The organism is Roseovarius nanhaiticus, from assembly GCF_900156535.1.
Taxonomy (GTDB): domain Bacteria; phylum Pseudomonadota; class Alphaproteobacteria; order Rhodobacterales; family Rhodobacteraceae; genus Roseovarius; species Roseovarius nanhaiticus.
In genome coordinates, this window is sequence record NZ_FTNV01000001.1 from 1,845,340 (window position 1) to 1,857,930 (window position 12,591).

Here is a 12,591-nt window from a genome sequence, read left to right on the forward strand (position 1 = left end):
TCCGGCCCGATGCCGGATCGCGGCGGGGGAGGAGTATGCAAATGGCCTATCAGGTCGCACTGAATTTCGAGGATGGCGTCACCCGCGTGATCGACGTGGATGAGGACGAGAAAGTCACCGACGCCGCCTTCCGCAACAAGATCAACTTGCCCATGGATTGCCGCGATGGCGTCTGCGGCACCTGCAAATGCAAGTGCGAAGAGGGTGAGTACGAGCTTGAGTTCTACATGGACGAGGCGATGACCGAGGAAGAGGCCGAAGAGCGCTTTGTTCTCGCGTGTCAGATGACGGTCGAGAGCGATTGCATCATTTCTGTCCCGGTCTCGTCCGAGATCTGCAAGACCGGCGCGCAGACCGTTCGCGGCGCCGTGCAGGCCATCGACGCGCTGTCGGACACCTCCTACAACCTCACGGTCAAGCTGCAGAAGGCGATGGGTTTCCTGCCCGGCCAATACGTCAATATCAGCGTGCCGGGCACCGACGCGCACCGCTCCTACTCATTTTCGTCGCGCCCCGGCGCCGAGGAGGCGACGTTTCTTATCCGCAACCTCAAGGGCGGCGTGATGTCCAGCTATCTCGAAGCCGGATCGACCGGCGACGAGGTCGAGCTGACCGGCCCGATGGGCGCGTTCTATCTGCGCAACCTGGAGCGGCCCCAGCTGTGGCTGGCGGGCGGCACCGGCCTGGCGCCGTTTCTGTCGATGCTGGAGGCGTTGGCCGAACAGGGGACCGAGCAGCAGATCACGCTCTATTACGCCGTGACGAACGCCGCTGACCTGGTGGAATTGGCGCGCGTGCAGGAGTTGGCCGAAAAGATCGGCACGGTGCGGGTGATCACGATCCTCGCGTCGGACGATGACGATCACGAGCGCAAGGGGTTTGTCACCGATCACGTCACCGCGGACGAGCTGAATGGCGGCGATGTCGATGTGTATCTGTGCGGCCCGCCCCCGATGGTCGAGGCAGTGCGCCAGCATTTCAAATCGCTGGGCACGGAGCCTGCAAATTTCTACTTCGAAAAATTCACGCCCAATGATGCGCTCGAGGCTGCTGCATGATGGCACGTTTCGAAGGAAAATGCGCCGTCATCACGGGCGCAGGGCAGGGCATCGGCCGCCGCGTGGCCGAGCGTATGGCAGCCGAGGGCGCCGAAGTGCTGGTGGTCGACCGCTCGGACGCGCGCCACGATACGGTCGCGTCCATCAAGGACGCGGGGGGCACGGCGCACGAGCTGGCCGTCGATCTGGAAACCTACGAGGGCTGCAAAGCGGCCATCGCCAAGGCGGTCGAGTTGTGGAGCCGGGTCGATATCCTGGTGAACAATGTCGGCGGCACCATCTGGGCCAAGCCGTTCGAGTATTACGAGCCCGCGCAGATCGAGGCCGAGATCAGCCGCTCGCTGATGCCGACGCTATATGGCTGTCACGCTGCGCTTGAGCCGATGCTGAAGGCCGGGTCGGGCGTCATCGTCAATGTCAGCTCGATCGCCACGCGCGGCCTGAACCGCGTGCCCTACGGCGCGGCCAAGGGCGGCGTGAATGCGATCACCGTCAACCTCGCCTGGGAAGTGGCCGAGCGCGGCATCCGCGTCGTTGCCACCGCGCCCGGCGGAACCGAGGCACCGCCCCGGCCCGTGCCGCGCAATCCCAACGCTTCGGAAGAACAGCGCGAGGACTGGTACCAGACGCTGGTCGATCAGACGCTGCAATCAAGTTTCATGAAACGCTATGGCACGCTCGATGAACAGGCAGGGGCGATCTTGTTCCTGGCCTCGGATGACGCGTCATACATCACCGGCGTCACGCTGCCTGTCGGCGGCGGCGACCTCGGATAACGGGTCCAACAGACCAATCTGTTTTCAGGGAGGAAACACAACATGAAGAAACTGACACAAACGGCCGCGGCGGCGCTGATTGCCGCACTCGGCACATCCTCGGCCTATGCCGAAGAGATCAAAGTGGGGCTGCTTTTGCCCTATTCCGGCGTCTATGCGTCGCTGGGCAACGAGATCGAGGCGGGCTTTCGCCTTGGCCTCGAGACATTCGGCGGCGAGACCGACGACACGTTCGAGATCGTGACCGAAGACACTGAAGTGAAGCCGCCTGTCGCACTGGGCAAGGCCAAGAAACTGGTCCTGCAGGACGAGGTTGACGTGATGGTCGGCATCGTCAGCTCGGGCGTTCTGGGCGCCGTGCGGGACTTCGTCGACGGCGCCAAGGTGCCGCTGATCGTCGCCAACGCAGGCAACGATGAGGCCACCGGCGAGGCATGCAGTGCCTATATCACGCGCCTTTCGTTCTCGAACCAGCAGGTCAACCGCCCGATGGGCCAGCACCTTTATGATCAAGGTGTGCGCAAGGTCTTTACCATGGCATCGGACTATGCGGCCGGCCACCAGATGATCGGCGCCTTCGCCGAGGCATTCGAGGCCGCCGGCGGCGAGATCGTCGGACAGGAATTCACCCCCTTCCAGAAAACGCAGGATTTCGGCCCCTATATGGCCAATGCACAGGCCAGCGGCGCGGATGCGGTCTATGTCTTCTATGCGGGCGGCGAGGCGATTTCCTTCGTCAAGCAGTATGACAGCTTTGGTCTCAAGGCCGATCTGCCGCTTTATGGTGCGGGCTTTTTGACATCGCCCCTCTACGTCAACGCAGAAGGCCCGGCGGCCATCGGCGTGATCGCGGCGCTGCACTACGTGCCGACCATCGAAAACGAGGCCAACAGCGTCTTTGTAGAGGCTTTCAAGGCACAGAACGACCGCGCGCCCTCCGAATTTGCGGTGCATGGCTATGACGCGGCCCGCGCACTTGTGATGGCCTCCGCTGGCGGGGCAAGCGACCGCGAGGCGCTGGCCACCGCGCTGAGCAAGACCTCCTTCGACGGCCCGCGCGGTGCGACCTCGATCGACCCGGCGACCAACAATATCGTCCAGCCGATCTATGTCTACGAGACCGTCGCCAATGAAAATGGCGAAGGCCTGACCCAGAAGGTGCTGGCCACGCTGCCCGCAACTGCGGATCCGGCCAACGGCTGCTCGCTGGCCAACTGAGACAGGCAATCGGGCCGCGTGCCATTCGGCGCGCGGCCTCTCTCAATTTTCCGAAAGGTGACGCAAGATGGATGTCGGTTTCTGGCTCTTTCAAACGCTGAACGCATTGCAGCTGTCGATGCTGCTCTTCCTGCTTTCCGTCGGGCTGACGGTCATTTTCGGATTGATGCATTTCGTGAACCTCGCCCACGGGTCCCTCTACGCGTTCGGCGCCTATGTCGCCGCTAGCACAGCAGGCGTGGTCGGCTATTGGGGCGCGTTCATCCTGGGGCCCATCGCTGTCGCTGCGATCGGGTTCATCCTCTACGCAACGCTGATCCGGCGGATGCGCAAATCCGGCCCGATGGCCCAGGTTCTGGTCACCTTCGGTCTGATCTTCGCCCTGTTGGACATCACGCGGATCATCTGGGGCGATCTGGCACTGGGCATCCAGCTGCCGCCGATCCTGTCGGGGCGCCTCTCGCTGGGCGCGCTGGAATATCCGCTTTACCGCGTGTTCATCATCGTTCTGGGTCTCGTTATCTTCGCTGCATTGTCCCTGGTCCTCAGCCGCACGCAGATCGGCGCCATGATCCGGGCCGGCGTCGACAATGACAACATGGCCGCCTGCCTTGGCATCAATGTCGAGAAGCTTTTTTTCGCGGTCTTCTGCGTCGGCTGCGCGTTGGCTGGCCTTGCGGGTGTCGTCGCGGCGCCCATCTTGTCGGTCACGCCCGATATGGGCCTTCAGATCCTAATCCCGACGCTGATCGTCATCGTGATCGGCGGGCTTGGCTCGCTCAAGGGCGCGTTCATCGGCTCGCTGATCTACGGCTTCGTGCAGACTTTTGGTGCGGTTCTGGTGCCGTCGCTGGCCTCGGTCATCGTCTATGCGCTGCTGGCGGTCGTGCTGGTGACGCGGCCCACTGGCCTCTTTCCGGCAAAGGTGTAACTCATGTTCAGGCACACTCCTCTTCGTATCGTGACATTGCTGTCCCTTGTTGCGGGCATGATCGTCGCGGCCTTCACCGCAGGCTATTTCGGGCTTGAAATCCTCGCCGAGATCATCGTCCTGGCCATCCTCGTCGTCGCGCTCGATCTGGTGGCGGGCTTCGGCGGCATGGTCTCGCTCTGCCACGGAGCCCTCTTGGGCTTTGGCGCATACGCCTTCGCGGTGCTCACCGGGCATTTCGGCTGGGACGCGTTTCCCGCGATGGCGGCGGCAATTGCGCTGACCGGCATGACCGGCTGGATTATCGGCGCGATCTGCTCGGGCAGTCACGGGATCTATTTTATCATGGTCACGCTGGCCTTCGGGCAAATGGCCTATTCCTTTGTTTTCGGCAGCACCTTTCTGGGCGGCGATGACGGCCTCGGGGGGATTTCGCGCCCCGATCTGTCGGCGATCGGCGTCAATCTGAACGACAGCCGGAGCTTCGTGCTCTACGCGCTGGTCTGCGCGGTGATCGCCTACCTTTTCGCCGCAGCCTTCTTGCGCTCGGGCGTCGGGCGCAGCCTTGTGGGCGTCAAGCAAAGCGAGCAGCGCATGCGCGCGCTCGGCCTCGTGCCGTGGCGCACCAAGGCGCATGCTTTCGGGGTGTCGGGCCTTATCGCAGGTTTGGCGGGTGTTCTGGCGGCGCAGCACATCATGTATATCTCGCCGGGCCTCTTGTCCTGGACAGTATCGGGCGAGGCACTGGTCGTCGTTATCCTGGGCGGTCTAGGCACGCTCGTCGGCCCGATAGTGGGCGCCGTGGCCTTCGTCTTGATCAAGCATGAGGTCAGCGCCATTACACCCTACTGGCACCTTGTCGTAGGTATCATTCTCATCGCCGTCGTGATGAGCCGGGCCAACGGCATGTTCGGCTTTGTCGAGGCGCGCCTCGAGGCGCGGCGCAAACGGTCGATACCAGGCAGCAAGGCGACGAGCGATCTGGAAGGGGAGGTGCGCGATGCTTGAGGTCAAGGGACTGGACAAGAGCTTCGGCGCGATCCACGTCACGCGGGACGTGTCGCTGAAGCTGGAAAAGGGCGAACGGCGCGTGATCCTCGGCCCCAACGGGGCGGGCAAGACGACGCTTTTCAATCAGCTGGTGGGCGAGCTGACGCCCGACAAGGGCAGTGTCATGCTGGACGGCGAGGATATCACGCCGCTGGGCGTTGCGGCGCGCGCGGGCAAGGGTCTGTCGCGCAGCTATCAGAAAAACACGCTGTTCGACGAGCTGAGCCTGCGCGACAATCTCAGCCTGGCGGCCGCGATCCGCACCGGGGCCAGCCGCTCGTTCTTTCGCGACTCGCTGAGCGATAAGGGCGTGGCCGAGATTGTGGCCGAGGTCGCCCATCAGGTGCATCTGACGCCACATCTGGATCTGATGGTGTCCGAAGTCTCCTACGGCATCCGGCGCCAGCTGGAGGTTGGGATCGCCTTGGCCACGCGGCCCCGCGTGATCCTCATGGACGAGCCGACCTCGGGCATCGGCCCCGAGATGAGCCATGCATTCCACGCCATGCTGAACGATCTGCCGCGCGATCTGACGCTGCTCATCATTGAGCATGACATGGATTTGGCCTTTGACGTGGCCGATAGCATCACTGTTCTGAACTATGGCGAGGTCGTCTTTGACGGCACGCCCGAGGCGGCGCAGGGCTCGCCCATGTTGAAAGAGATTTATCTGGGGAGTTGGGAAGATGCTTGAACTCAAAGGAATCGAGTCGGGCTATGGCGATACCCAGGTCCTCTACGGCGTTGACTTCAATGCGCAGACGGGCCGGGTTCTGGCCGTTCTGGGCCGCAATGGCGCAGGCAAAAGCACTACATTGAAAACCATCATGGGCTTGTTGCCGCTGCGCGCGGGCACGATCTCGCTGGACGGGACGGTGATGAACGGCACCGCGCCCTACGATGTGGCCCGCGCCGGCATCGGCTATGTGCCCGAGACGCGCGATATCTTCCCGTCCCTGACCGTGCGCGAAAATCTCGAATTGGCGGCCTCGCGGGGGCGGTCCGGCGATTGGACCATGCAGACGGTCACCGACCTCTTCCCGCGCCTTGGCGAGCGGATGGACAATGGCGGCCAGCAACTTTCGGGCGGCGAGCAGCAGATGTTGTCCATCGCCCGCGCGCTTCTGCTCAATCCGCGTCTTTTGATCCTCGATGAGCCGACCGAGGGCCTCGCCCCGATCATCGTCAAGCTGATCCACGACAAGCTGCAGGACCTGCGCAGTGCGGGCCTGTCGATGGTTCTGGTCGAGCAGAATTTCGGCTTTGCGACGTCGCTGGCCGATGACGTGGCCATCGTGTCGCGCGGGCAAGTCGTCTGGACCGGGACGCCAGAGGGCATTCGCGCCGATACCGAAATGCAGCACAAATGGCTGGGGGTCTGACGCGCAGCGGCGTTGACCGCGGATAAGAAGGTTTTTGTCAGCGACCTTCAGCGGGTATCTGACACGGCCGGAGTGGGGGAACTTCGTCAGGCCGCGATGTGCTGCGCCTCATACTCGGGTGAGCCCGTCCACCTGAGCGACCAGGATGCACCGGGTCGCACGTTCTGAACCGCCTGGGGATCAAAGCAGACCAGGCAATTTCCTTCGGGCGCGCGAACCGACGGATAAACCAGCCCCCGCGCGCCAGCCCGGCGCAATTCCAGCGCCAGTCGCTGGCCTTCGGGGTATCCGGTGGCCGGATCGGGATGGAGCGCAGGATGATCGGGGGTGTCCGCCATGTCGTCGAAACTGCCGATGAAATCCGCGTGCAACTCGATATAGCGCGCCTCGTCGTGGAAATATCCGGTAAAGCCCAGTTCGCGGGTGCGGTGATAGGCGACCTCGGCAATTGAGACGAGGACGTTCCACGCGCAGTACCATGCGCCGCGATCTTCGCCATTAAAGCGATTGCCGCCCTTGCGCGTATAGGTGAAGGCCGCGTTGACGTGGCTGTCGCCGTAAACGCGCAGGTCGGCGGCGCGCCGGCGCCAGGCAAGCTCGCGCGGGTCCAGATGCGCGTTGCGGCCCCGCTCGGCCACAAGGCGCGCGTTGGTCATGCCTTCGATATCGGCCAGGATATCGGCTTCGGCATCGCTATCAACCAGACCGCGCAGCGTAGGCGGCTTGTGATAGGTCGCAGGCAACAGACGGACGAGGCCGCGATCCGAGAGGTATTTCCGCCTCACGCGCCGCCCCGAAGCGCGTCAAGATAGGTTCGGATGGTCAGGATTTGGGGCAAGCCGCCGTCGATGGCGGTGTCGACGGGCCGCGCACCGCCAAAGAGAGGTCCGGTGTTGGCCCGCGTCATCCAGTCACTGGCCAACGGCGCCGAGAAATAAAGATCGAGCGCCTTGTAGATACCGATCAGCGCCGACAGGCGTAGCAGCTGATCCTTGGTCAAATCGCCGGAATATCCAGGCTTTTTCGCGCGCTTCCAAGTGCTGTCCGACATATCGGCCAGCCCAGCCGCCTCGCGCAATGTAAGCCCCCACGCATCCGTGATGCGCGCGTAGGCCTTGAGTGCGACAGTTGCGATGTCGGTAGGGTCGTGCTGTTCAAGAGCGATATGCATGGCGCTTCTCCTCGGATCAATATCGGGTCATATGATCCAAAAGTAAAGTCCAAATGATCGCATCGTGCGCGTATTGGTGCGAAAGAGAGCCGGCCTGTCTAACGCCGATACGGATTGCGTGGGCCGCGATCCTCCGACAGCGATGCGTGGCGAGTGCGGGCCAGGTCCTCGATCGCATCGGCCAGATGCTCCCTGTCGATGTGATCATCGCCGCGCGCCACGCGAATGCGGTGGGCCGTGATCATCACATCCGCATGGCGGCAACCCTCGGGCGGCTCAAACCGATAGCTGGCAAGCTCGAGCCGCAGGCCCAGCGGATCGCGGAAATAGATCGAATCCATGAACCCACGGTCGACCGGGCCTGAATGCGATACGCCCCGCGCGTCCAGCCGCGCCGGCACCTGCCAGAACGTTGCCTGACTGACATTGAGGGCAAGGTGATGCAGACCGCCGACCGTATCGCGCACTGGGGTGGCATCGGGCGTGCGGCCCTCATTGGTGAAGATCGTAATCAGGCGGCCGTCGCCGGGATCGAAATAAAGATGCCCTTCCTCGGGATCGTCCAGATTGGGCTGATCGAAAATGAATGGCATCCCCAGCACCCCCTCCCAGAAGTCGATCGAGGTCTGCCGGTCTGCACCGAGGATAGTAATATGATGCACGCCTTGCGTTTGAATTTTTCGCAGCTCTTGGTCCTGGCTCATGTCTGGGCTTCCCCCGCAGTCAATGTGTCATGCCGGGCTGGATCATCCGGCTGTGGGTGCGATTTCGCAATCCCGTCACGGCCTCAAGATACGGCTCAAGCGGCGGCTTTCAATGGTCGTGGGGCCGTGATGGCCATGGCGCCGCTATGGCCAAAGCCGAATGCGCGCTCAACTGTCCTTGGTCGCCAAGAGCACATTGGCAGCGGCAAACAGCCGATCATGCCGCACGTTCCGCCGCGCAGGGGGCAAAGAGGTGCCGCGCCCGCGCCGCTTGGTGCGGGGTGTCTTGGGGCCGACCTCCTCCGGTTCTGCCGTGATAGGGCGGCACAGTGCGATATCGTCTAGTACCTGTTCCAGATCTTGCACCGTCGGGGCAGGAAAGGCGCGCAAGGTAAAGCCGACGCGCAGGATCGCCGCATTCTCCATCTGGTAGGCCATGTCCGACAGGATGCGCCGCATTTGCGTTTCGACGTCGTCGCGCTCGGCCACTTGGCGGAACTCCAGCGGCAGGATGAGGCGCCCGTCCTCGGCCAGCGCGGCCGGGGGCATATCCGGTAAAAGGAAAGGTGCAAGCCGCAAGCGTATGGCGCCCAGCAGTTGCGCATAGGTTGCGGCGCCAAGTTCGCGCTTCAGCGCCCGGGCGCCGTGAATTTCGACGGCCATCAGCCCGGCGATCCGCCCGTTGCTGTCGCTGCGCGCGAGTGCCATCGCCTCGCGCCGGAAATGGCCGAGGCGTGCAAGACCGCTGACCTCATCGAACGGATCATACGTGGCGCGCTGCGCCTCGGAGATCATATGCATGCGCTCGCGCTCAAAAAACGCGGCCGCAAGGGGGATGGACGCGAGGTTGAGCGCCATCATTGGCAGAGCTGCGCCGCTGAAAAACGCGATGCACGCCTCCCAGGGCAGCAAGATCGCAGTGAGCATGTGGGATGACACGGCAAGCCCCAGCACCGCGAATTGGCGCAGGCTCCGTTTTTGGACGGTCAGGGTAGCGCGCGACCACAGATAGCCTGCCGTGCAGGACACCATCATGCCCGCCACGCCCGAGATCATGCCGGCGCCGCCGATGGAGATGCGCGTCATGACCGCCATCGACAGACAGAGCAGCGCGCCGCGCCACCCGAGAAAGGCACCGGCAAGGGCGATTGGGACGTTGCGCATGTCCAGGATGACACCTTCCATCAGCTCCAGAGGCGCGCTCATTTGCAGCATGGCGACGATGCCGAAAGAAAGGCCCAGAAGGGTCTGTGCCCGTGTGGTGCGCAAATGCGCGCGCGCGACTCCGTAGAGCGATGACAGAAACACGACGAGCGCGAGGGAAGCGATGAATTGAGGCAGTAGCAACAGCACGGGACACGAATCCTCCGACAAGATCCGCTCAGTATGCGCAGCCTGCGACAAGGAACGCTTAACAGCTAAAATGAGAATGACATTTCAATGCAAAAGGGCGCCAGAGGCGCCCTTTGAACTCGAATGGGACTGCGCCTAGCCCTGATCGGGCGGCGGCAGGATGAAGCCATTGATCGGATAGACGCTGCCGAAGGCGTCGGGATTCGTCTCGACCCGAACCGCAGACCAATCGCCGTTTTTCGACACGTCGATGACGGCCATATCCTGACTCACCTGGTCGCGGTGCCAGTTGGCGTGGTCTATCAGGATCCTGTCCTTTGCGATCACTTCGGACACAACTGCGACATGGCCCAGCGGCATTGACGGCGTCGAGCGGAAGGACATGACTGCGCCGACGACCGGCTGGTTCGACTGATCGAACGTGCCCTTGGCCTTGCCCCACCAGGTATGGGCGTTGCCGCGGATATTGATGCCGCTGACATTGCGGGCGAAGGGAACGCACCAGACGCGCTGGCCCTTGGCGCGCAGGGCCGATGCCTCGCGCAGGGCCATTGCCTCACGGACCGGATCGATACCGCCGAAACTTGGTGTGTCATCGACGCGCGGTGCGCCGGAACAAGCCGAAAGGGCGATGGCGGCGGCGCATAGCAGAGGCGCGGCGCGCCATACGGTTCGGCGTGTCGTGATGGTCATGCAGTCCCTCGTCATTGGTTTTGCCTTGATGTGCTCTGCCTTTTGCGGGAGGCCGGTGCTCTGACGGCACGCGTGCCTTTTCCCGCGATCACGTTTTGCTACACTTTCGCGTCAAATCGAAGTGATTTGAATCCGCTTGGCGAAAAACCGCCAAACTTGGCGGAACATTGCACGTGCGCCCAACGAAAAAAGGCCCCGCGATCCGCGAGGCCTTTCTGTGTCATTTTGCCCGCCTCAGCGCCGGCGGCGCCCGCCGGTGCGGCCTGCGCGGCCGCGGCCCTCGTGACCGGCCTTCGGGGCCTGTTTGTTGAACTCGATCCAAGCACCGCCATGCGGGTCGTTATTGGTCAGGAAGTTGGCGGCACGGATCGCCTCCATTTCCTTGCCGGGCTTGGGCATGGTGCTGCCGAGGCCGAAAAGCTGGCAGAAGGTTTCGTCATCCATGTCCTCGGGGATCTCTAGGCCCGTCGCGGCGACTTCGGCGCGCTTTTCGGCGATCTTCGAAGGCGGAACGGGCAGGGCGACCGGGTTCATGATGGCCGAGGTCATGCCCGCACCCATCGCCATCGGCAGGAAGGCGTTGTTGATGCCGTGGCGGTTGGGCAGGCCAAAGCTGATGTTGGACGCTCCGCAGGTGGTGTTGACGCCCAACTCTTCGCGCAGGCGCCGCACGAGGGTAAAGACCTGCAGGCCCGCGGTGCCCATCGCGCCGATCGGCATGACCAGTGGATCGACCACGATGTCATGCGCGGGGATGCCAAAATCGGCGGCACGCTCGACGATCTTCTTGGCGACGGCGAAACGCACGTCGGGATCTTCGGAGATGCCGGTGTCGTCGTTGGAAATCGCCACGACCGGGACGTTGTATTTCTTGACCAAGGGCAACACGAATTCCAGCCGGTCCTCTTCGCCTGTGACCGAGTTCAGAAGGGGCCGGCCTTCACACGCCTTCAGCCCCGCCTCCAAAGCGGCAGGAACCGAGCTGTCGATGCAGAGCGGCAGATCGACAAGGCCCTGCACCAGTTCGACGATCTTGGTCATCAGGGGCGGCTCGGTCTCGTTCGGGTTGGGGTTCGAATTGTAGACGACGCCCGCGTTGATATCGAGCACGGTCGCGCCGCAATTGGCCTGCGCCACGGCGTCCAGCTCGATGGTCGAGAAATCGCCCGCCTCCAGCTCGGCGGCCAGTTTCTTGCGGCCGGTGGGATTGATGCGCTCGCCGATGACGCAAAAGGGCTCGTCAAAGCCGATGACGGCGGTTTTCGTTTTGCTCTCGACGATCGTGCGGGTCATGTTGGTTCCTTGTTTACTTGATTATTGAGCCGAAGCAGGGACGCCCGAGGCGCCTGCATTATCGATGGCCCATGTCGCATTCGCCTTGATACCGCCAAGCGGGAAGAAATGCACATTGGTGATGTTGAAGTCGGGATTGGCCGCCTTGTGCGCCGCCAGCGCGCCTATGACGTCGTTCGGCTCGTAGGGCAGCAAAAGCTTGGTCACGTCCATCGCGCGCTTTTGCAGCACCTTCAGCGACGGGCCGACGCCGCAGGCGATGGCGAACTTGATCAGCGTTTGCAGCTTGGCAGGGCCGGCGATGCCGATATGGATGGGCAGGTTGATGCCATTGGCCTTCAGCGTGTCCGCCCATTCTATGATCGGGCCCGCCTCGAAAGCGAATTGCGTGGCGATTGCCATCTCGGCATCCGACGTCTCGGAAAACGCCTGCTTCCATTTCAGCGCGGCGCTTACGTTGTCCATACCGCCCGAGGGGTCGATATCGCGGTTGCCCTCGGGATGGCCCGCGACATGCAGCCGTTTGAAGCCTGCCTTGCCGAACTCGCCCGACTCCAATAGCTGCATGGAGCTGTGATACTCGCCATGGGGCGCCGCAACGCCGCCCGCCAGCACCAGCGCCTGATCGACGCCTGCCTCGCCCTGATAGCGCGCGATCCAGTCGGCCAGCGTGGCGCGATCCTTGATGATGCGCGCGGGGAAATGCGGCATGACCGGATAGCCGTCCTTGGCCAGACGCTTGGCCGTGGCGACCATGTCCTCGATGGGCGTGCCCTCGATATGGGCGATATAGACGCGCGTGCCTTCGGGCAGCAGATCGCGGAAGTTCTCGACCTTCTCGGCGGTGCGCGGCATCACCTCGATCGAATAATCCTTGAGTAGCGCCTCGACGGCGGCGGGCGGCGTGGCAGTCTCGGGCGCGGCGCGCTTCTTGAAGTTCAAAAGGGCCATGAAAGCCTCCT

General features: G+C 63.0%; 13 protein-coding genes and 1 pseudogene. 7 read left to right on the forward strand and 7 right to left on the reverse strand.

Features of this window, described 5'->3' with window-relative positions:
- Positions 1-41: 41 nt before the first annotated feature.
- The 7 genes and pseudogenes from benC to BW975_RS08975 all read left to right on the forward strand — a co-directional run bounded on the left by benC (position 42) and on the right by BW975_RS08975 (position 6,415).
- On the forward strand, positions 42-1,058 hold the full coding sequence (benC, locus tag BW975_RS08945; protein WP_076532793.1) for a benzoate 1,2-dioxygenase electron transfer component BenC: 1,017 nt from the start codon (positions 42-44) through the stop codon (positions 1,056-1,058).
- Positions 1,055-1,834, forward strand: a complete 780-nt coding sequence (gene benD / locus BW975_RS08950) for a benzoate diol dehydrogenase BenD (RefSeq protein ID WP_076532795.1) — start codon at positions 1,055-1,057, stop codon at positions 1,832-1,834. The genes benC and benD overlap by 4 nt, the downstream gene beginning before the upstream one ends.
- A 42-nt stretch (positions 1,835-1,876) precedes the next feature.
- On the forward strand, positions 1,877-3,052 hold the full coding sequence (locus BW975_RS08955) for an ABC transporter substrate-binding protein (protein ID WP_076532797.1): 1,176 nt from the start codon (positions 1,877-1,879) through the stop codon (positions 3,050-3,052).
- A 67-nt stretch (positions 3,053-3,119) separates the two neighbouring features.
- A complete protein-coding gene (locus BW975_RS08960) occupies positions 3,120-3,983 on the forward strand; it encodes a branched-chain amino acid ABC transporter permease (protein ID WP_076532798.1) in 864 nt (287 codons plus the stop codon).
- A gap of 3 nt (positions 3,984-3,986) precedes the next feature.
- Positions 3,987-4,991, forward strand: a complete 1,005-nt coding sequence (locus BW975_RS08965) for a branched-chain amino acid ABC transporter permease (protein ID WP_076532800.1) — start codon at positions 3,987-3,989, stop codon at positions 4,989-4,991.
- A 52-nt stretch (positions 4,992-5,043) separates the two neighbouring features.
- Positions 5,044-5,727: pseudogene (locus BW975_RS08970) on the forward strand (ABC transporter ATP-binding protein); the annotation flags it as partial.
- Complete coding sequence (locus BW975_RS08975; protein WP_076532804.1) at positions 5,720-6,415, forward strand: ABC transporter ATP-binding protein; 696 nt, start codon at positions 5,720-5,722, stop codon at positions 6,413-6,415. The pseudogene BW975_RS08970 and the gene BW975_RS08975, both read left to right, overlap by 8 nt.
- Positions 6,416-6,501: 86 nt before the next feature.
- Here BW975_RS08975 and BW975_RS08980 read toward each other — a convergent pair whose 3' ends face one another.
- The 7 genes from BW975_RS08980 to BW975_RS09010 form a co-directional block, all read right to left on the reverse strand.
- The gene (locus BW975_RS08980; protein WP_076532806.1) at positions 6,502-7,200 is read right to left on the reverse strand and encodes an RES family NAD+ phosphorylase; all 699 of its coding nucleotides are present in this window, start codon (positions 7,198-7,200) and stop codon (positions 6,502-6,504) included.
- Positions 7,197-7,586, reverse strand: coding sequence for an antitoxin Xre-like helix-turn-helix domain-containing protein (locus BW975_RS08985; protein ID WP_076532807.1), 390 nt, complete (start codon positions 7,584-7,586; stop codon positions 7,197-7,199). The genes BW975_RS08980 and BW975_RS08985 overlap by 4 nt, the downstream gene beginning before the upstream one ends.
- Before the next feature lie 98 nt (positions 7,587-7,684).
- Positions 7,685-8,272 carry a VOC family protein gene (locus BW975_RS08990; RefSeq protein WP_076533583.1) on the reverse strand — a complete coding sequence of 196 codons (588 nt, stop codon included), beginning with the start codon at positions 8,270-8,272 and terminating at the stop codon, positions 7,685-7,687.
- Positions 8,273-8,458: 186 nt separating this feature from the next.
- Positions 8,459-9,643, reverse strand: a complete 1,185-nt coding sequence (locus BW975_RS08995) for a LytS/YhcK type 5TM receptor domain-containing protein (protein ID WP_076532809.1) — start codon at positions 9,641-9,643, stop codon at positions 8,459-8,461.
- Positions 9,644-9,778: 135 nt separating this feature from the next.
- Complete coding sequence (locus BW975_RS09000; protein ID WP_076532811.1) at positions 9,779-10,336, reverse strand: CHAP domain-containing protein; 558 nt, start codon at positions 10,334-10,336, stop codon at positions 9,779-9,781.
- Positions 10,337-10,570: 234 nt separating this feature from the next.
- The gene (locus BW975_RS09005) at positions 10,571-11,629 is read right to left on the reverse strand and encodes a methyltetrahydrofolate cobalamin methyltransferase (protein ID WP_076532813.1); all 1,059 of its coding nucleotides are present in this window, start codon (positions 11,627-11,629) and stop codon (positions 10,571-10,573) included.
- A gap of 21 nt (positions 11,630-11,650) precedes the next feature.
- Positions 11,651-12,580, reverse strand: a complete 930-nt coding sequence (locus BW975_RS09010; RefSeq protein ID WP_076532815.1) for a methylenetetrahydrofolate reductase — start codon at positions 12,578-12,580, stop codon at positions 11,651-11,653.
- Positions 12,581-12,591: the final 11 nt, after the last annotated feature.